Here is an 18,823-nt window from a genome sequence, read left to right on the forward strand (position 1 = left end):
CCGTCGTCCGGCGTCGCGACGAGGGATGTTTGCGTATCACGATATCCCGCGAGCCTGTTGTTCCGGAGATACTTTAGAATTGACTAAGATGACTTGTGCGGTCGCGGCAGGCATTGCCATGCTTTTCGCGGGATGTGGATCTGTGCGTGCCGAAGACGGCGGAGACGTGGTTCGGGTTTATGTCAAACCGCTGACCATTCCCTGGGAGACACGCGAAACCGGGTTTGCTGCCCCGACGGCCACCGAGAGGCAGATGGTTCGCCGGATGCATTATACGACGCTGATCGCCAAATATGCCGATCAATACGATGTGCCATTCGACCTTGCTGAGGCTGTCGTGCAGATCGAAAGCAATTTTCGCCCGACTGTGAAGGGCAGTGCCGGCGAGATCGGCCTGATGCAGGTGAAGCCGGCGACCGCAAGGCTGATGGGCTACAAGGGCCCTGATTATGGCCTCTACGATCCGGAAACCAACATTCGCTACGGCATGAAGTATCTGGCGGGCGCCCATGATCTGGGTGGCGGCAAGATTTGCGGCACGATCCTCAAATACAATGCGGGCCACGCCGCCAAGCGTATGAACCCGACGTCCAAGCGCTACTGTCAGCGCGTCGAGGCGGTTCTTGAAGACAACAAGGACGATGTGATCGAAAAGACCTTCGCGTTCGATTTTCCACCGAAGGGGTATGCCGTTCTGGCGCCTCTGGTATTCTGATTCCGGAAACGGTTAGAACTGCCTGAAAAGAGCGGCAATTCGAGCTAGGGAATCGAAAGGACAGGGCATGGCGGCGCGGTTCAAATACATCATCATCGGAAGCGGCATGATGGGGGCGGCAGCGGCCCGGCATCTTTCCAAATGGACCGATGGTGTGGCGTTGATCGGGCCGGGCGAACCTGACGATTACCAGCGGCATGACGGCGTGTTCGCAAGCCATTACGACGAGGCGCGCATCACCCGGACGATCGATCAGGATCCAGTCTGGGCCCGCCTCGCCAATCGTTCGATCGAGCGCTACGGCGAGATCTCGTCCGAAAGCGGTATCGATTTCTACTCGGAAGTGGGTTGTCTGATGGTCGGGCCTGGGCGCGCCGGGCAGCCATCCTATGTCGGTCGCGTGCTCGATGCCGCCGGGCGGCTCGGGGTCGAGACCGAAACGCTGGGGCATGATGCGCTTTCGAAGCGGTTTTCGTATTTCGCCTTTCAGGATGGCGCCGAAGGCGTCTGGGAGGAGAAGCGGGCGGGGCACATCAATCCGCGCCGGCTGGTGAAGGCGCAATGCCTGCTTGCGGAGCGCCAGGGTGCCACGCTGATTGCCGAGACCGTTTCGGCCGTAAGCCAGGACGGAGCGATCGTGACCGTGACGACGGCGGAAGGGCGCAGTTACACGGCCGACAAGGTGCTTGTGGCGGCAGGCGGCTTTTCCATCAACGAGGCACTTGTCGGCGCTCGTCTCGATCTCTCAGTCTATGCAAGGACCATCGCGTTCTACGAGGTCGGCGAGGGGGCGATGGAGGAGCTGAAGGCCATGCCATCGCTGATCTGGAAATGGAACGAGGAGGATGACGGGATCTACCTTCTGCCTCCGGTCCGTTATCGTGATGGCAAAACCTATGTGAAGATCGGCGGCGATCCGGACGATCTTCTGCTGCCGTCAGAGCCCGAGATACGGGACTGGTTCAAGAGCGGCGGACGCGAGACGACCCGGCGCCACCTGACCGACGTGATGGAACGGCTGATGCCGAGGCTCGATCTGTCGCGATCTTCCATGGCAGCCTGCGTCACGTCTTTCACGCCGAACAACTATCCGGCCATCGCCATGACGGCGTCCGACCGGATCGGTGTTCTGACCGGCGGTTGTGGCGCTGCCGCCAAGAGTTCCGACGAGATAGGCCGGCTCGGCGCCGAACTGATTTTCCACGGGTCGATCATCGACGATGGCTATCCGGTCGATTTCCATGCGGAATACCGGTAGGCCTATGGCCTTATCCGCGCATCTCGGCTAAGAGCCGCGCGACCAGTTGGCCGGGCAGCCGCACTTTACCAATGCCGAAAGGCGGTAGGGTGAGGAAAGTCCGGGCTCCACGGAAACACGGTGCCGGATAACGTCCGGCGGGGGCGACCCTAGGGACAGTGCCACAGAAAGGAAACCGCCCCGCTTTCTGATCGACCGGATGACGCATTGCGGCAAGGGTCGATGAGATAGCGGGGTAAGGGTGAAAGGGTGGGGTAAGAGCCCACCGCGCGACCGGTAACGGAAGCGGCATGGTAAACCCCACCGGGAGCAAGACCGAATAGGGATGACGCGGGACGTGCGCAAGTACGTCTACAGCCTGTTTCCGGGCCAGTCATCCGGGTGGGTTGCGCGAGGCGACGTGTAAACGGCGTCCCAGATGAATGGCTGCCACGTTCCGGTGTTCGCACCGGGGCCATACAGAACCCGGCTTACAGGCCAACTGGTCACTACTCTCTTCTGATTCGTCAATTGTGCCCGTCCCCGACGGGGCAATCTGACATGCAAATTGCCCAATTTCGGTGCCGCTTTTTATATGAGCAGGCCGGAAAGCGCCTTGCGTTTCCGGCTCTTAGCAACTGTCAAAATATCACTTGCGAAGGGTCGCAAAGGCAGTTTCTCCAAAGCGCTCAATAACCCTTTGTTAAACTTAACAGCTTATAAATAAATCCGAACATGGAGGAGCTTGCAGGGCCTCTCCCATTGACGCCCATATGGTCCCATGGTATCCCAAATTCGCACTGCACAAGGGCTTTTTGCCCATCAAATCAAGAGTTTCGATCTCACAATCGGGCAAGCATCTGCTTATCCGCACGGATCTTTCTTGTTTGAATCCAAGCAGTCTGGCGGGAAGTTTCCCGTGTCTTTTGCGAACGGGGCGGGTGTTTGTTGCGATGAGCCGCTTCCTGTCGAATGCGACGAACAGGATCGATACGAAGGGGCGGGTCTCTGTGCCTGCCGGCTTTCGCGCGGTTCTTTCCGAGCGCGGAATTCAGGAGCTCTACTGCCTCCAGGATTTCATCTATCCGGCGATCAGCGTCGGCGGTCCGGATCTGCTCGATCGCTACGAGCGGCAGATTGCGTCCGTCGATCCGTTTTCACCGGACGCCAACAGGATGTCGCTGCTGATTCACGGCGGCGGTGTCTTCATGAGGCTCGATGCGGAAGGCCGGCTGATGGTCTCGGATTTCATCCGGGATTTCACGGGTATCAGCTCGGAAGTCACTTTCGTCGGGCGTTCGGATCATTTTCAGCTTTGGCAGCCGCAAGCATTTCACGAGGCGCAGGCGGCAGCACGGGAGGGACGTTTGAGTTCACGTCCCGCATAGTACAGGAGAGCGGGATGTCGGCGAATCCAGGCGAAGGTCAAACTGAGCCCGAAGGCGGACCGGTTCGCCATATTCCAGTTCTTCTGCATCAAGTGGTGGAGGCGCTTCAGCCTCTTCCTGGCAAGGTCATCCTTGATGGCACCTTCGGGGCGGGCGGTTATTCGTCCGCCCTGCTGGCAGCCGGTGCTGACGTCATTGGCCTTGATCGCGATCCTTCCGCAATCGCCAATGGACAGGCGCTCGTCGCCGCGCATGCCGGTCGCCTCTCTCTCATTCATTCACAGTTCTCGCAGCTTGCCGATCATGCGCCGGAAGGAGGGCTCGATGGCGTCGTGCTCGATATCGGCGTGTCCTCGATGCAGATCGATGAGGCCGAGCGCGGCTTCTCGTTCCAGCGCAACGGTCCCCTCGACATGCGCATGTCGAGCAATGGCGTATCGGCGGCTGATGTCGTCAATCGCGCGAAGGTCGGCGATCTCATCCGCATCTTCGGCTTTCTCGGCGAGGAAAAACATTCCGGTCGTATCGCACGTGCCATCGAAAAGCGCCGCGTGACCGAGCCCTTCCGCACGACGCGCGATCTCGTCAATCTCATCGAGAGCGTCAATCCGCGTAAAGCCAAGGACAAGATCCATCCGTCGACGCGTGTTTTTCAGGCGCTGCGCATTTTCGTCAACGACGAACTCGGCGAGCTGGCACAGGCGCTGTTTGCCGCCGAGCAGGCGTTGAAGCCCGGTGGCCGGCTTGTGGTCGTCACCTTCCATTCGCTGGAAGACCGGATCGTCAAGCAGTTCTTCGCCGATCGCTCGTCCAAGACCTCCGGCTCCAGGCATCTGCCGATGGTTGCGGTGAAGGAAGCGATCTTCGATCCGCTCGGCAAGGCGATGGTGGCGGCAAGCGAGGAGGAGGCGGAGATCAATCCGCGCGCCCGTTCCGCCAAGCTGCGCGCCGGTATCCGCACCGAAGCAAAATCGCGTGGCTCCGACATGTCGATCTTCGACCTGCCGAGCCTCGCAAGCCTTTCGACATTGGGGGTCTGACGGATGTTGAGAAGCTTCGATCTCGTGCTGATCGGCGTCATGACGGCAACGGCTGTTGTGACCTATTCGATCAAGCATCGCGCCGATGAGAAACTTGAAGAGGTCCGGCGTCTCGAAACCGAGATCAGGCTCGAGAAAGATACGATCGATCTCTTGAGGGCTGACTGGGCGCTTTTGACTCAGCCAAACCGTCTTCACCGGCTGATCGGCGTCTATGGCACCGAGCTCGGCCTTGGCGCGACCGATACGACGCAACTCGCCATGCCCAAGGAATTGCCGATGATGAAGTCGCGTCTGCCGCAGCCCGAGACCACCATCGAGGACATCATTTCCGGCAAGGACAGTGAAGTCGCAGCGGCGCTGAAGGGCGTCGAGGCTGCAAAGTCCAGGCCTCCGTCCAAAATACCGGTACCCAAAAACCGTGGTGCTTCTTCTCTTGATGTTCATTCAACCGGATCGGTGAGACGCTGATGTCCTTCCTGTCACGAATCATGGTTTTGAAGAGCAGGGCGCATTTTTCGGCCGGTGGCCGTGGCCGCCCAACGATGCGCGGCGCGTCCTTTGAAGGTACGCGCAAGCGCAAGTCCGCCCAGGCGAAAAACCGCGTCGGCCTCCTGATCGCCGGCTTTGTCGCGTTCTACGGCGTCATCGGCGGACGTCTCGTGCAATACGGCTTTGCGATGCCGGAGGTAACGTCGAGCATTCTGCCGGCAGACCGGTTCATGGCGTCGCGCCCGGATATTGTCGACCGCAACGGCGAGGTGCTGGCCACCGACATCCGCACCGTCTCGCTGTTTGCCGAGCCGCACAAGATCGTCGACGCCGACGAGGTGATCGAAAAGCTCGCGACCGTGCTGAACGATCTCGACGTGAAGGGCACCTATACGAAGCTTCGCTCCAATTCGCATTTCCAGTGGCTGCGCCGCCAGCTGACCCCGAAGCAGCAGAGCCAGATTCTGGCACTCGGCATCCCGGGTATCGGTTTCCGGCCTGAGAAGCGCCGTTTCTATCCCGGTGGCAGAACTGCTGCGCATCTCGTCGGTTACGTCAATATTGACAACCGCGGCGTCGCCGGAATGGAACGCTACATCGATTCCCAGGGTCTCGCGGACCTTGCGGCCGTCGGCATGACCTCCGATCAGCCGCTTGAGCCGGTCAAGTTGTCGATCGATCTGCGCGTGCAGGCAATCGTTCAGCAGGTCGTTGCCGAATCGATCGGCAAATACTCGGCGATCGGTGCAGGCGCCGTCGTCATCGACGTTCACACCGGTGAAATCCTCGGTATGGCATCCGCACCGGATTTCGATCCGAACGACCCGAACGGCGTGGACGCTGAAAAGGGCTGGATGAACCGCATGTCGAACAGCACGTTCGAAATGGGCTCCACCTTCAAATCCTTCACGCTCGCCATGGGTCTCGATGACGGCAAGATGAACCTGCAGAGCTCGTTCGATGCGCGCTTCCCGATCCGCATCGGCGGTTTCACCATCAAGGACTTCCATGGCAAGGGGCGCGTGTTGAGCGTTCCGGAAATCTTCCAGTATTCTTCGAACATCGGCACGGCGAAGATCGCCGACATGGTCGGCATTGCGGGACACAAGGACTTCCTGACGCGGCTTGGACTTCTCAGCCGGATGAAGACCGAACTGCCGGAAATCGCGATGCCAAGTCAGCCGCGTGAATGGAAGAAGATCAACTCCATCACCATCTCGTTCGGTCACGGCGTGTCGACGACGCCGCTACAGACGGCTGTTGCCGGTGCGGCACTGGTCAACGGCGGCAAGCTCGTTCCGCCGACATTCCTGCCCCGCACCCAGGCGCAGGCCGACGAGATCGCCACCCAGGTCATGAAGCCCACAACCAGCAAGGACATGCGCTTCCTGTTCGAATGGAACGGCATCAACGGATCGGGCCGCAATGCGCGCGTGGCCGGCTTCAATGTGGGCGGCAAGACCGGAACGGCGGACAAGGTCGTCAACGGCCGCTACGCCCACGACAAGAACTTCAACGCGTTTCTGTCTGCCTTCCCGATGGACAATCCGCGCTATGTCGTCCTGTCCTTCAGCGACGAGCCGAAGACCGACAAAGGCAATGGCGCCGCGCTTGCTGCGATGTCCGCAGCACCCATGGTCAAGGAGATCATCGCGCGGTCTGCTCCCATTCTCGGTGTAAAGCCAAAATTCGGCAATGACGGTTCTGCCCTGCTTGTGTCTTATTGAGGATCAAGAACGGGCCCTCGATTCGTGAGGGAGCCTGCTGTTAGATGGAAAGATTACCGATGAAACTGCGCGATCTTGCCGGAGACGATTTTCCGGAAGCGGCCGATATCCTGGCTGGACCAGCCGGTGATGTGGATATTCTCGGTCTTTCCTCGGACAGTCGGCAAATCGCCGAGGGCATGCTGTTTGCAGCTCTTGCTGGATCCAAGGCTGACGGGTCGCGCTTTGTCGACGATGCCGCCGCCAAGGGCGCGGTTGTCGCAATCGCTTCCCATCCGGCAGACTGCAGCATCCCGGTTGTTGTCGTCGAAAATCCGCGCCGATTTCTGGCGATCGCCGCCGCCCGGCTGTATGGCGCTCAGCCGGAGACGATGGTTGCGGTAACAGGCACTGCGGGCAAGACTTCGGTTGCCTCCTTCACCCGGCAGATCTGGGCCTATGCCGGCCATGCGGCTGCACAGATCGGCACGACGGGCGTCGTCTCGCCTGATCGCAACGATTACGGCTCGCTGACCACGCCTGATCCCGTCGAGCTTCAGAAGCTGCTGGCGGAACTCGCGTCCGAAGGCGTCACCCACGCGGCGATGGAAGCGTCCAGCCACGGTCTCGACCAGAGCCGTCTCGACGGCGTCAAGCTGTCAGCTGTCGGTTTCACCAATCTTGGCCGCGACCATATGGACTACCATCCGACTGTCGAGAGCTACATGGCCGCCAAGATGCGGCTGTTCGATACGCTGGCACCTGCGGGCGCTCCGGCCGTGATCTTTGCCGACGACCGCTGGACTGAAACTGCGATCGAGGTGGCACTTGCTTCAGGCCTCAGCATCCGGACCGTCGGGCGCAAGGGCGGTTATCTCTGCCTGAAGCGTGTCGAACACTTCCGTCACAAGCAGACCGCGGAGATCCACGCGGACGGCAAGATCTATGAGGTCGATATCCCGCTTGCGGGCGACTTCCAGGTCGCCAATGCGCTGGTTGCTGCAGGGCTTGCGATGTCGACCGGCGTTCCGGCCGCGGTCGCCATGGCAGCGCTCGAAAAGCTCGTCGGCGCATCTGGCCGGCTCGAGCTTGTCGGCCAGACGAAGGATGGCGCGCTTGCCTATGTGGATTACGCCCACAAGCCCGATGCGCTCGAGAACGTTCTGAGCTCCGTGCGTCCGTTCACTACCGGCCGCGTGGTCGTTGTGTTCGGCTGCGGCGGAGATCGCGACAAGGGCAAGCGTCCGATCATGGGAGAGATTGCCACCCGCCTTGCGGACGTGGTGATCGTCACCGACGACAATCCTCGCTCCGAAGAGCCAGCCACGATCCGCTCCGAGATCATGGCGGCAGCGCCGGGCGCGGAAGAGATCGCCGACAGGGCAAAGGCAATCCGTCACGCGGTCGGACTGCTCAAAACTGGCGATACGCTGATCGTTGCCGGCAAGGGGCATGAGGAAGGACAGACGGTTGGGGCAACGACATTGCCGTTCTCCGATCATGTCGAAGTGCGCAAGGCATTGCAGGACCTGGCGGAGGGCGTAGCATCGTGAGCTTTCTTTGGACCTCGCAGGAAATGGCCACCGTCATGGACGGCCGGCCGATCGGGCAGATGCCGGAAGGCGTCACCGGTCTTTCGATCGACAGCCGCGGCATCACCGAGGGTGAAGCCTTCTTCGCCATCAAGGGTGACCGGGTCGACGGGCATGACTATGCCAGCATGGCGATTGCCAACGGTGCATCGCTGATCGTCGTTTCAGAAGCGAAGCTGCCGGCAATGGGCCGTCTGACGATCCCGATGATCGTCGTCGAGGACGTGCTGGCCGCACTCGTCAAGCTCGGGATCGCGGCGCGTGACCGCAGCCGCGCCCGTATCGTTGCCGTGACCGGTTCGGTCGGCAAGACGACGACCAAGGAAATGCTGTGGCATGCGCTTGCCCGGTCCGGCAAGGTGCATGCGGCCGTCGCCTCGTTCAACAATCACTGGGGCGTCCCGCTGACGCTTGCGCGCATGCCGTCCGATACGGATTTCGGCGTGTTCGAGATCGGCATGAACCATGCCGACGAGATCCGGCCGCTGGTCAAGATGGTGCGCCCGCATGTGGCGATCATCACGACGATTGCGGCCGCCCATCTCGGGCATTTCAACAGTCTCGAAGAGATCGCGGCTGCCAAAGCCGAGATCCTTGAGGGTATCGAGCCCGGCGGGGCTGCCATCCTCAACCACGACAATGCACAGTTTGCGCTGCTGGAACAGAAAGCCCACGAGTTGGGCGTCAGCCATGTCATGACCTTCGGCCAGCATGCAAAGGCCGACTATCGCCTTGCCGATTTCGAGGGCAATGCCGAGAGCTCCGTTATCTGGGCCGTTCTCAATGGCGAGACGAAGGAGTTTGTGATCGGCGCACCTGGCCGCCACATCGCCGAAAATGCCATGGCAGTTTTAGGAGCGGCGCTTCTCCTCGGTGCCGATATGGGCTCGGTGGGGCAGGCGCTGGCCGAACTCAAGGCCGTCAAGGGCAGGGGACAGCGCCATCGTCTCGGTATTGGCGAAGGCCATCTGACGCTGATCGACGAGAGCTACAACGCTAATCCTGCCTCGGTTCGGGCCGCGATCTCCCTGCTCGCAGCGACAGCACCGGAACTCACCGGTCGCCGCATTGCCGTCCTCGGCGACATGCTGGAAATGGGCGAGTTCTCGGCCCAGGTGCACGAAGAGCTGGGCGGGCCATTGCTCGCCTCCGGGATCGAGCACGTCTGGCTCGCCGGCAAGGAAATGGCCGCTCTGCGGGATGCGCTGCCTGATAGTGTCGACGTACAGTATTTCGAAACGACGGACGCACTGACTGAATACGTCGTGCGCTCCGTCATTCCCGGCGACGTGCTGATGGTGAAGTCGTCACTTGGGCTTGGTTTCGGCAAGATCGTTGCCGCGCTGCTTGACAACTACCCGGCTTTTTCCGACACGGACCGCCAACCTTAAGACGACGCGGCTTTTTTGAAAGGGCCCTTTATGCTGATCTGGCTCGTGGAACTGGCAGACAAGATTCAGTTCTTCAACCTGTTCCGATACATCACGTTCAGGACGGGAGCGGCGCTCTTCACCTCGGCGTTCATCGTCTTCATGTTCGGGCCACGGATGATCAATTCACTCCGAATCCGTCAGGGCAAGGGTCAGCCGATCCGCGCCGACGGACCGCAGACCCATTTCAAGAAGGCTGGTACGCCGACCATGGGCGGGCTGATGATTCTCGCCGGCATCGTCGGCGGATCGTTGCTCTGGGCCGATCTTTCCAACATCTATGTGGTCGCCACGCTGCTCGTGACGCTTGGCTTCGGCGCAATCGGTTTTTACGACGACTATCTCAAGGTCACCAAGCAGACCGACAAGGGATTTTCCGGCAAGGCGCGTCTTGGCATCGAGTTCCTGATCGCCGGCATCGCCGTATTCTTCATGATGCGGCTTGCGATGGTGACGGAGCCGGCGGGAAACCCGCATCTGGCAACCTCGGTCGCCTTTCCCTTCGCCAAGGATTTCCTGATCAATATCGGCTATTTCTTCATCCTGTTCGGTGGCTTCGTCATCGTCGGCGCCGGCAATGCGGTCAACCTGACTGACGGTCTCGACGGGTTGGCGATTGTGCCGGTCATGATTGCCGCCGCGTCGTTCGGGGTGATTGCCTATCTCGTCGGTAACGCCGTCTTTGCAGGCTATCTGCAGATCAATTTTGTCCCCGGAACCGGTGAGCTCGCCGTCATCATGGGCGCGGTGATCGGGGCTGGCCTCGGCTTTCTCTGGTTCAACGCCCCGCCGGCTGCGATCTTCATGGGCGATACGGGTTCGCTGGCACTCGGCGGCCTGATCGGTTCGGTTGCCGTCGCCACCAAGCACGAGATCGTCATGGCGATCATCGGCGGCCTGTTCGTGATGGAAACGATGTCCGTGATCATTCAGGTCGGCTTCTTCAAGATGACCGGCCGGCGTGTGTTCCTGATGGCGCCGATCCATCACCATTTCGAAAAGCTTGGCTGGACCGAAAGCCAGGTCGTGATCCGGTTCTGGATCATCGCCGTCGGCCTCGCGATGCTCGGCCTCTCGACCCTCAAGCTGCGGTGATCCGATGATCCCGGTCACGACGTTCAGCGGAAAACGTGTCGCACTATTCGGTCTCGGTGGTTCGGGGCTGGCGACCGCGCAGGCGCTGGTTGCCGGCGGTGCCACGGTTCTGGCCTGGGACGACAATCCTGACAGCGTCGCCAAGGCAAACGTTGCCGGCATCGAGACGGCGGACCTGAGAACCATCGACTGGAGCGCGCAGGCGGCCTTCGTCCTGTCTCCGGGTGTTCCGCTGACCCATCCAAAGCCGCATTGGAGCGCAGATCTGGCGCGTGCTGCCGGCGTCGAGATCATCGGCGATGTGGAGCTTTTCGTGCGCGAGCGCCGGGCGCATGCGCCGGATTGCCCGTTCATCGCCATCACCGGCACCAACGGCAAGTCGACCACGACGGCGCTGATTGCGCATATCCTGCGCTCAAGCGGGCGCGACACGCAACTGGGCGGCAATATCGGGACGGCGATCCTGACGCTCGATCCGCCGAAGGCCGAACGGTATTACGTCGTCGAATGCTCGTCTTACCAGATCGATCTGGCCCCGACGCTCAATCCCACGGCCGGCATATTGCTTAACCTCACGCCCGATCATCTCGACCGTCACGGCACGATGCAGCATTATGCCGACATCAAGGAGCGATTGGTTGCTGGGGCGAAGACCGCCGTCATCGGCGTCGACGACAGCTATTCGACACTGATCGCCGACCGGGTCGAGCGCACAGGCGTCAAGGTTCGGCGCATTTCCAAGCGTAATGCGGTCGCCGATGGTATCTATGCCGAGACAACCCGCCTCATCGAGATGAATGGCGGCGTTTCGTCTGCGCTCGTCGACCTCGATGGCATCCCGACGTTGAAGGGCAGCCACAACGCTCAGAATGCGGCGGCGGCGATTGCTGCCTGCCTGGCGGTCGGCGTGTCTGCCGATGACATCCGCGCCGGTCTGCGGTCATTCCCGGGCCTCAAGCACCGCATGCAGCCGGTCGGGAGACGGGACCATGTTGTTTTCGTCAATGATTCGAAGGCAACGAACGCTGAAGCCGCGGCCCCTGCGCTTTCCAGCTATGAGCGGATCTACTGGATTGCGGGCGGTCTTCCCAAGGAAGGCGGCATCGCAAGCCTCGCACCACTCTTCCAGAATATAACAAAAGTCTATTTGATCGGAGAAGCAGCACCGGCATTCGCAGCAACTCTTGGAGACACGGTCCCTTACGAAATTTCGGGCACGCTCGAACGGGCCGTTACCCATGCAGCCGCAGATGCGGCAGCCGACACTGTTTCGTCGGCAGTGATGTTGTCGCCGGCATGCGCCAGCTTTGATCAGTTTAAGAATTTCGAAGTGCGCGGCGATGCGTTTGTCGCACTCGTCGCAGCTCTCGACAGTGTGGACATGCTGGTCGATACCGGAAAAGGAAACTGAATATGGTAAGCCGCGCAGACCGTGGACCGCTCGCAGACTGGTTCTGGACGATCGACCGTTTTTTCCTGGCGGCCTTTATCATGCTGATGGGCATCGGGTTCATGTTGTCGTTTGCGGCATCGCCAGCCGTTGCCCAGCGCATCGGCCTCTCAGACTTCCACTTCGTCGAACGCCATGCGGTTTTCCTCATTCCGTCACTCGCCATCATGATCGGCCTGTCGTTCCTGACCCCGCGTCAGGTACGAAGGACCGCAATCGTGCTTCTTGCTCTTTCGCTGGCCGCGATGGTTCTGGCGTTGTTCTTCGGCGTCGAGGTCAAGGGGGCGCGGCGCTGGATCGGTGTCGGCGCGCTGTCCATCCAGCCGTCCGAATTCATGAAGCCCGCCTTCGTGGTGGTCTGCGCCTGGCTGTTTTCGGAGCACGCACGGCAGCCTGAAATTCCGGGCAATCTCTTCGCCATCATCCTGTTCGGCATCGTCGCGGCCCTTCTTGTCGCGCAGCCCGACCTTGGGCAGACGATCCTGACCAGCATCGTGTGGGGCGGCATGTTCTTCATGGCCGGCATGCCGTGGCTCTGGATCGTTCTGCTCGGCGGTGTCGGTGTCGGCGGTCTTCTTGCGGCCTATTACATGCTGCCGCACGTGACGGCCCGTTTCGACAAGTTCCTCACCGGCGAAGGCGACCGCTTCCAGGTGGAAACCGCGCACGAGGCGATCGTGCGTGGCAACTGGTTTGGCCAGGGCCCGGGCGAGGGCATCGTCAAGCGGATCCTGCCCGACAGTCACACCGACTTCGTGTTCTCCGTCGCGGCCGAGGAATTCGGCATCATCTTCTGCATGGCGCTTGTTGCAATCTTCGCCTTCATCGTGCTGCGCGGCCTCAAGCATGCCTTCAACGAGCGCAACGACTTCAACCGCTTTGCCGTCGCCGGCCTGGTGCTGCAGATCGGCATACAGTCGATGATCAATATCGGCGTCAATCTCGAGTTGATGCCGGCCAAGGGAATGACGCTTCCGTTGATCTCCTATGGCGGATCGTCGATGATCGCCATATGTGTGACAGCTGGTTTTATTCTGGCACTCACACGTCACCGGCCGGAACGGCGCGCGCAGGAACGCAGCTTGTTCCGCGTCGCGTCCGGAGTTCCCGCGGAGTAGGTATATGAGCAAGGGCATTATTCTGTTAGCCGCCGGGGGAACCGGCGGTCATCTTTTTCCTGCGGAAGCATTGGGTCACGAGCTGAAAGCACGTGGCTTTTCCGTGCATCTGGTGACCGACAGCCGCGCCGAGCGTTTTGCGGGCAAGTTTCCGGCGGACGAGATTCATGTCGTACCATCGGCGACGTTCGGATCGAAAAATCCGATCGCGATGGCGCGGACTGCCTGGAAGCTCTGGACCGGTCTTCGCGCCGCGCGCAAGCTGATATCGCGTTTGCGGCCGATCGCGGTCGTCGGCTTCGGTGGCTATCCAACAGTCCCGCCATTGATGGCCTCGACCGGCATGGGTGTGCCGACGATCATCCATGAGCAGAATGCGGTGATGGGCCGCGCCAACAAGGCGCTGGCTTCGAGGGTGCAGGCGATCGCTGGCGGGTTTCTTCCCGAAACGACCGGCACATACGCGGCAAAGACCGTAACGACCGGCAATCCCGTGCGTCCCGCGGTTCTGGAAGCCGCAAACGTGCCCTACGTCGCGTCGCGGGGAACTGATCCGTTCCGGCTCGTCGTGTTCGGTGGTAGCCAGGGCGCTCAGTTCTTCTCGTCTGCCGTGCCCACAGCCTTGAGCCTTCTCGATCAATCCGAGCGGGACAGGCTGGTTGTGACACAGCAGGCACGCCCCGAGGATCAGGGCCGTGTGGGCTCGTGCTTCGGCAAGCTGAATTCAAAGGTCGAAATCTCGCCGTTCTTCCCCGATATGGCCGAGCGTCTTGCGGCGGCGCATCTCGTGGTGTGCCGCTCGGGTGCATCGACGGTATCGGAGATCTCGGTGATCGGCAGACCGTCCATTCTGGTGCCCTATCCCTATGCTCTGGATCACGACCAGGCGGCCAATGCGGCGGCACTTGTCGCGACCGGCGGAGCCGAGGTTGTGGCGCAGTCCGAGCTTTCGCCGGAACGCCTCTCGGCGATGATATCGTCTGCCATGAATGAGCCGGAGCGGCTGGAAAAGACGGCGGCAGCCGCCAAGCGGGCAGGTCGGCCCAATGCGGCGATCGCACTTGCAGACCTCGTCACCGCGGTTGCTGAACGTAAAAATATTGCAGAATTCAAGGGAGTACGGGCATGAAGATGCCGAAGGCTATTGGCCTCGTTCATTTCATCGGCATCGGCGGGATCGGCATGAGCGGTATCGCCGAAGTGCTGCACAATCTCGGCCACAACGTTCAGGGCTCCGACCAGGCCGATAGCGCCAACGTGCAGCGCCTGCGCGACAAGGGCATTCCGGTCTTCATCGGCCATACCGCTGAGAGCCTCGGCGATGCGGAAGTCGTGGTTGTTTCGACAGCGATCAAGAAGAACAATCCGGAGCTGGTCGCCGCGCGCGAAAAATCGCTGCCGATTGTTCGGCGTGCGGAAATGCTGGCGGAGCTGATGCGCTTCCGCAATGCGATCGCGATCGGCGGCACGCATGGCAAGACCACCACGACCTCGATGGTCGCGGCATTGCTCGAAGCCGGCAATCTCGATCCGACCGTCATCAACGGCGGCATCATCAACGCCTACGGCACCAACGCCCGCATGGGCGAGGGCGAGTGGATGGTGGTGGAAGCCGACGAATCGGACGGTACCTTCCTGAAGCTGCCGGCCGACGTCGCGGTTGTGACGAATATCGATCCCGAGCATCTGGACCACTACGGCAATTTTGACGCGGTGCGAGCGGCCTTCCGGCAATTCGTCGAGAACGTGCCCTTCTACGGCTTCGGCGTTCTCTGCCTCGATCACCCGGAAGTGCAGGCTCTGGTGGGCAAGATCGAGGACCGCAAGGTCGTGACCTACGGGGAGAACCCGCAGGCCGATGCGCGGTTTTCGAACATCCGCATGGAGGGTACCAAGTCGATCTTCGACGTGGAAATCCGTCGCCGTCGCACCGGTCGGATCTTCACCTTCAAGGATCTGGTGTTGCCGATGCCGGGCCGCCACAACATCTCCAACGCAACGGCTGCGATTGCCGTCGCAAACCGGCTCGGGATATCGGAAGAGAATATCCGCAAGGGTCTTGCGAATTTCTCCGGCGTCAAGCGCCGCTTCACCCTGACCGGCACTGTCGACGGCGTTTCCATCTTCGACGATTACGGTCACCATCCGGTCGAGATCAAGGCCGTGCTGAAGGCAGCGCGCGAGGCATGCCAGGGGCGTGTCATCGCCGTCCACCAGCCGCACCGTTTCTCCCGGTTGTCGAGCCTGTTTGACGATTTTGCGAATTGTTTTAACGATGCCGACAGTATCATCCTTGCGCCGGTGTATGCCGCGGGGGAAGATCCGATCGAAGGGGTCAATTCAGAATCGCTGGTGTCGCGGATCAAATCGAGCGGCCACCGCGACGCGCGTTACATGACCTCTCCGAGCGAACTGGCTTCGATCGTCTCCGGCATTGCGAAGCCGGGGGATTTCGTGGTGCTTCTGGGGGCAGGCAACATCACGCAATGGGCTGCGTCGTTGCCGAAGGAACTTGAGAGATTTTCGGGACAGTAGAATGAAACAAGTAAATGGGGAAAAGCTGCTGACGTCACTCGGGGACGGCGTCAAGAACTTGCGTGGTCGTCTGACGCCGAACGCACCGATGGACCGTGTCACGTGGTTCCAGGCGGGCGGACTTGCCGAGCTGATGTTCCAGCCGCATGACGCCGAGGATCTCGCGACTTTCCTCAAGATGCTGCCGCAAGAGGTCCCTTTGACCGTTGTCGGCGTCGGCTCCAATCTGTTGGTGCGTGATGGTGGTATTCCGGGCGTTGTGGTCCGTCTCTCTGCCAAGGGGTTCGGCCAGCTCGATCTCATGGGTGACAACCGGATCAAGGCCGGTGCGATCTGCCCGGACAAGCACCTCGCTGCGATGGCGATGGACAATGGTATCGGCGGGTTTGCCTTCTACTACGGCATACCGGGTTCGATTGGCGGGGCGCTGCGGATGAACGCCGGCGCCAATGGCGGGGAGACTGCCGAGCGGCTGGTCGAAGTCCATGCCGTCGATCGCGAGGGCAACGAGCATGTGCTTTCCAACGAGGACATGGGATACAGCTACCGCCATTCATCGGCTTCCAAGGACCTGATCTTCACCCATGCGGTGTTCGAAGGGTACCCGGAGGACCGTGCCAAGATCCGCGCCGACATGGACGCTGTTCGCCAGCACCGCGAGACCGTGCAGCCGGTCAAGGAAAAGACCGGCGGCTCTACCTTCAAGAACCCGGAAGGCCATTCCGCCTGGAGCCTTATCGACGAGGCCGGCGGCCGCGGTCTGATGAACGGTGGCGCCCAGATGTCGTCGCTGCATTGCAACTTCATGATCAATATTGGCCATGCCACCGGCTATGATCTCGAATATCTCGGCGAGATGGTGCGCCAGCGCGTGTTCGACAAATCGGGCATCAAGCTGGAGTGGGAGATCAAGCGCCTCGGTATCTTCATGCCGGGCCGGGAAGTGCGGCCCTTCCAGGGTGCGACGACGGAGTAGCTGACATGAGCGACCCGTTCGATTTTGGAAAGGAGGAGCGGAAGCTCCTTCTTGTCCACAACGAACGGACCAAGCTCCGGGCCAATGCGCTCGACAGGCTCTCCAGCGCGTCCGTTGCGGCCGGCTTCATTGCTCCGATCGCTTCGATGTCCAATAACGGCGTCACGTTTGGTATTTCGGTATCAATCGTTGCCTCGACCACGGCTTGGATTTTCACCGCATTGGTACTACATTTCGCTGCACAGCTTATGTTGGGAAAACTGAGGCCATGAATTTCGCTGCAGCTTTCTATCTTTACATCCTGCCTTTGAGCATTTCAGGCATTGCTTTGGTATGGATGGCTTATGAAAAGTGGAAAGAGCGGCGCAGGCCGCCGCATGCCGGCGAATAGGGCATGACAGGTCAACAACGAAAAGCCCGCGAAGTCAGAGACTTCGCGGGCTTTTTTGTCAGTTTGATTCCGCCGTGGCTCAGACTTCGTCTTTGCCCGACAGGAGGATGCAGACCAGCGTGATCACGGCCGCGATGCCGAGATAGTAGCCGACATAGGCCATGCCGTAATTGGCCTGCAGGTAGGTTGCGATATAGGGCGCGAGCGACGCGCCGAAGATGCCGGCGAGGTTGAAGGTGATCGACGAGCCCGTATAGCGGACCGCGGTCGGGAAGGGCGCGGCCAGTGCCGTTCCGATCAGGCCATAGGTCATGCCCATCAGCACCATCGCCAGTACGACGAACAGGAAGATCATGCCTTCGCCATTGGTCATCAGTGCTGGCAGGACAAACGAGAACAGCCCGATCAGCACCGTCGTCACGATCAGCATCTCGCGGCGTCCGTAGCGGTCACCCAGCTTGCCAACGATCGGAATGAAAATGCCGAACACGATCGAGCCGAGCAGCTGCACCTCAAGCGCATCGAGGAACGGCATCTTCAGGATCTTGACGTTGTAGGACAGAAGATAGGCCGAGCCGATGTAAAACAGCACGAAGGTTGCAAGCGCCACGAAAGTGCCAAGCGCCAGGCTGCGCTTGTGCGTGCGGAACAGTTCCACGACCGGGATCTCGACCCGCTCCTGCTTGTCGATCGTCTTCTGGAAGGCGGGCGTCTCGGTGATCGAGAGGCGTACCCAGAGGCCAACGGCAATCAACAGGATCGATGCAATGAACGGAATGCGCCAGCCCCAGGACAGAAGCGCTTCCTGCGACATGAAGTGCAGCAGGATCCAGAACACGCCCGAAGACAGGAACAGGCCGACAGGAGCGCCAAGCTGCGGGAACATGCCGTACCAGGTGCGCTTACCAGGAGGTGCGTTTTCGGTCGCGAGCAGAACAGCACCGCCCCATTCGCCGCCGAGGCCAAAGCCCTGGCCGAAACGGCAAAGCGCCAGAAGCAGCGGTGCTGCCACGCCGATCGTCTCATAGGTCGGCAGCAGGCCGATGATCACGGTGGAAATGCCCATGGTCAAAAGTGCGGCAACCAGCGTGGTCTTGCGTCCGATCCGGTCACCGAAATGGCCGAACACGACGGCTCCGAGCGGGCGGGCAAAAAATGCAATCGAGAAGGTTGCGAACGAGGCAAGCAGCGCCGTCGTCGGATCGCTGTTGGGGAAGAACAGCGCCGGGAAGACGAGGACCGCAGCCGTCGCGTAAACGTAGAAATCGAAGAACTCGATCGTCGTGCCGACCAGGCTGGCCGTCAGGACGCGTGCAGGAGAATTCATTGCAACATGCGCTAACGGCTCAGCTGACGGCGAAGCGGGAGGCGTCGCGTTTGTCATACTGATTCCAATTCAGGAGATTTAAATATGCGGCTCTCAAGGAGTACCGGCTGCGACATACAGCAGTTTTCTGACGAGTAAAACAAAAACGCGCAATAAACGGCACGTTTTCACCCCTGATCCATTGCGATCTTGCCGCGTTCGAGCAGCTGTTCGAGCTGCATGTCCCGTGCGGTACCCTGCGACCTCAAGTCCTGCATTAACCATTTCAAAATCTAATTTGTGCTTCAATTTCAGCCTGTTGGGTTCTTCCATTAAGGAAAGTAAACGATTT

Annotated in this window: 17 protein-coding genes and 1 other RNA gene; 17 read left to right on the plus strand and 1 reads right to left on the minus strand. The window is 60.5% G+C overall.

The window, feature by feature from the left end; genetic code table 11:
* The first annotated feature begins 88 nt into the window (after positions 1-88).
* The 17 genes from ACQY1J_RS10745 (at position 89) to ACQY1J_RS10825 (ending at position 17,165) form a co-directional block, all read left to right on the plus strand.
* Positions 89-715: a lytic transglycosylase domain-containing protein gene (locus ACQY1J_RS10745; RefSeq protein ID WP_062581112.1), complete on the plus strand. Its 627-nt coding sequence runs from the start codon at positions 89-91 to the stop codon at positions 713-715.
* Positions 716-782: 67 nt separating this feature from the next.
* Positions 783-1,973, plus strand: coding sequence for an NAD(P)/FAD-dependent oxidoreductase (locus ACQY1J_RS10750; RefSeq protein ID WP_430251420.1), 1,191 nt, complete (start codon positions 783-785; stop codon positions 1,971-1,973).
* Positions 1,974-2,015: 42 nt separating this feature from the next.
* An RNA gene (gene rnpB / locus ACQY1J_RS10755) (RNase P RNA component class A) lies at positions 2,016-2,462 on the plus strand.
* Between the two features lie 443 nt (positions 2,463-2,905).
* Complete coding sequence (gene mraZ / locus ACQY1J_RS10760; protein WP_062457964.1) at positions 2,906-3,340, plus strand: division/cell wall cluster transcriptional repressor MraZ; 435 nt, start codon at positions 2,906-2,908, stop codon at positions 3,338-3,340.
* 14 nt (positions 3,341-3,354) lie between these two features.
* On the plus strand, positions 3,355-4,380 hold the full coding sequence (gene rsmH, locus ACQY1J_RS10765; protein ID WP_062456153.1) for a 16S rRNA (cytosine(1402)-N(4))-methyltransferase RsmH: 1,026 nt from the start codon (positions 3,355-3,357) through the stop codon (positions 4,378-4,380).
* Between the two features lie 3 nt (positions 4,381-4,383).
* On the plus strand, positions 4,384-4,851 hold the full coding sequence (ftsL, locus tag ACQY1J_RS10770; RefSeq protein WP_062581108.1) for a cell division protein FtsL: 468 nt from the start codon (positions 4,384-4,386) through the stop codon (positions 4,849-4,851).
* Complete coding sequence (locus tag ACQY1J_RS10775) at positions 4,851-6,599, plus strand: peptidoglycan D,D-transpeptidase FtsI family protein (RefSeq protein ID WP_062456158.1); 1,749 nt, start codon at positions 4,851-4,853, stop codon at positions 6,597-6,599. The genes ftsL and ACQY1J_RS10775 overlap by 1 nt, the downstream gene beginning before the upstream one ends.
* Positions 6,600-6,658: 59 nt before the next feature.
* Positions 6,659-8,131 carry a UDP-N-acetylmuramoyl-L-alanyl-D-glutamate--2,6-diaminopimelate ligase gene (locus ACQY1J_RS10780; RefSeq protein ID WP_430251421.1) on the plus strand — a complete coding sequence of 491 codons (1,473 nt, stop codon included), beginning with the start codon at positions 6,659-6,661 and terminating at the stop codon, positions 8,129-8,131.
* Complete coding sequence (locus tag ACQY1J_RS10785; RefSeq protein ID WP_430251422.1) at positions 8,128-9,561, plus strand: UDP-N-acetylmuramoylalanyl-D-glutamyl-2,6-diaminopimelate--D-alanyl-D-alanine ligase; 1,434 nt, start codon at positions 8,128-8,130, stop codon at positions 9,559-9,561. Before ACQY1J_RS10780 ends, ACQY1J_RS10785 begins: the two co-directional genes overlap by 4 nt.
* A gap of 30 nt (positions 9,562-9,591) precedes the next feature.
* Positions 9,592-10,695: a phospho-N-acetylmuramoyl-pentapeptide-transferase gene (gene mraY / locus ACQY1J_RS10790; RefSeq protein ID WP_062456167.1), complete on the plus strand. Its 1,104-nt coding sequence runs from the start codon at positions 9,592-9,594 to the stop codon at positions 10,693-10,695.
* Between the two features lie 4 nt (positions 10,696-10,699).
* Positions 10,700-12,106 (plus strand): UDP-N-acetylmuramoyl-L-alanine--D-glutamate ligase, encoded by a 1,407-nt coding sequence (gene murD / locus ACQY1J_RS10795; protein WP_092660614.1) that lies wholly within the window; start codon positions 10,700-10,702, stop codon positions 12,104-12,106.
* A gap of 2 nt (positions 12,107-12,108) precedes the next feature.
* Positions 12,109-13,263 (plus strand): putative lipid II flippase FtsW, encoded by a 1,155-nt coding sequence (ftsW, locus tag ACQY1J_RS10800; protein WP_062456173.1) that lies wholly within the window; start codon positions 12,109-12,111, stop codon positions 13,261-13,263.
* 4 nt (positions 13,264-13,267) lie between these two features.
* Positions 13,268-14,392, plus strand: coding sequence for an undecaprenyldiphospho-muramoylpentapeptide beta-N-acetylglucosaminyltransferase (murG, locus tag ACQY1J_RS10805; RefSeq protein WP_192077030.1), 1,125 nt, complete (start codon positions 13,268-13,270; stop codon positions 14,390-14,392).
* A complete protein-coding gene (gene murC, locus ACQY1J_RS10810; protein ID WP_430251423.1) occupies positions 14,389-15,798 on the plus strand; it encodes a UDP-N-acetylmuramate--L-alanine ligase in 1,410 nt (469 codons plus the stop codon). The genes murG and murC overlap by 4 nt, the downstream gene beginning before the upstream one ends.
* Before the next feature lies 1 nt (position 15,799).
* Complete coding sequence (gene murB, locus ACQY1J_RS10815; RefSeq protein WP_113110663.1) at positions 15,800-16,774, plus strand: UDP-N-acetylmuramate dehydrogenase; 975 nt, start codon at positions 15,800-15,802, stop codon at positions 16,772-16,774.
* A gap of 5 nt (positions 16,775-16,779) precedes the next feature.
* Positions 16,780-17,046 (plus strand): hypothetical protein, encoded by a 267-nt coding sequence (locus ACQY1J_RS10820; protein ID WP_092660619.1) that lies wholly within the window; start codon positions 16,780-16,782, stop codon positions 17,044-17,046.
* A complete protein-coding gene (locus tag ACQY1J_RS10825) occupies positions 17,043-17,165 on the plus strand; it encodes a hypothetical protein (protein ID WP_280141282.1) in 123 nt (40 codons plus the stop codon). The genes ACQY1J_RS10820 and ACQY1J_RS10825 overlap by 4 nt, the downstream gene beginning before the upstream one ends.
* 79 nt (positions 17,166-17,244) lie before the next feature.
* Here the strand turns inward: ACQY1J_RS10825 and ACQY1J_RS10830 are convergent, their stop codons facing one another.
* Positions 17,245-18,549 (minus strand): MFS transporter, encoded by a 1,305-nt coding sequence (locus ACQY1J_RS10830; protein WP_062456185.1) that lies wholly within the window; start codon positions 18,547-18,549, stop codon positions 17,245-17,247.
* Positions 18,550-18,823 lie beyond the last annotated feature (274 nt).

Source organism: Neorhizobium sp. DAR64860/K0K1, from assembly GCF_050500205.1.
Taxonomy (GTDB): Bacteria; Pseudomonadota; Alphaproteobacteria; order Rhizobiales; family Rhizobiaceae; genus Neorhizobium; species Neorhizobium soli.

Coding starts and splice junctions, on each gene's coding strand:
- ftsW (WP_062456173.1), top strand. CDS start 12,109: ATGGTAAGCCGCGCAGACCGTGGACCGCTCGCAGACTGGTTCTGGACG.
- murD (WP_092660614.1), top strand. CDS start 10,700: ATGATCCCGGTCACGACGTTCAGCGGAAAACGTGTCGCACTATTCGGT.
- rsmH (WP_062456153.1), top strand. CDS start 3,355: ATGTCGGCGAATCCAGGCGAAGGTCAAACTGAGCCCGAAGGCGGACCG.
- ACQY1J_RS10780 (WP_430251421.1), top strand. CDS start 6,659: ATGAAACTGCGCGATCTTGCCGGAGACGATTTTCCGGAAGCGGCCGAT.
- ACQY1J_RS10745 (WP_062581112.1), top strand. CDS start 89: ATGACTTGTGCGGTCGCGGCAGGCATTGCCATGCTTTTCGCGGGATGT.
- ACQY1J_RS10830 (WP_062456185.1), bottom strand. CDS start 18,549: ATGACAAACGCGACGCCTCCCGCTTCGCCGTCAGCTGAGCCGTTAGCG.
- mraZ (WP_062457964.1), top strand. CDS start 2,906: ATGAGCCGCTTCCTGTCGAATGCGACGAACAGGATCGATACGAAGGGG.
- murB (WP_113110663.1), top strand. CDS start 15,800: ATGAAACAAGTAAATGGGGAAAAGCTGCTGACGTCACTCGGGGACGGC.
- mraY (WP_062456167.1), top strand. CDS start 9,592: ATGCTGATCTGGCTCGTGGAACTGGCAGACAAGATTCAGTTCTTCAAC.
- ACQY1J_RS10775 (WP_062456158.1), top strand. CDS start 4,851: ATGTCCTTCCTGTCACGAATCATGGTTTTGAAGAGCAGGGCGCATTTT.
- murG (WP_192077030.1), top strand. CDS start 13,268: ATGAGCAAGGGCATTATTCTGTTAGCCGCCGGGGGAACCGGCGGTCAT.
- murC (WP_430251423.1), top strand. CDS start 14,389: ATGAAGATGCCGAAGGCTATTGGCCTCGTTCATTTCATCGGCATCGGC.
- ACQY1J_RS10750 (WP_430251420.1), top strand. CDS start 783: ATGGCGGCGCGGTTCAAATACATCATCATCGGAAGCGGCATGATGGGG.
- ACQY1J_RS10825 (WP_280141282.1), top strand. CDS start 17,043: ATGAATTTCGCTGCAGCTTTCTATCTTTACATCCTGCCTTTGAGCATT.
- ACQY1J_RS10820 (WP_092660619.1), top strand. CDS start 16,780: ATGAGCGACCCGTTCGATTTTGGAAAGGAGGAGCGGAAGCTCCTTCTT.
- ftsL (WP_062581108.1), top strand. CDS start 4,384: ATGTTGAGAAGCTTCGATCTCGTGCTGATCGGCGTCATGACGGCAACG.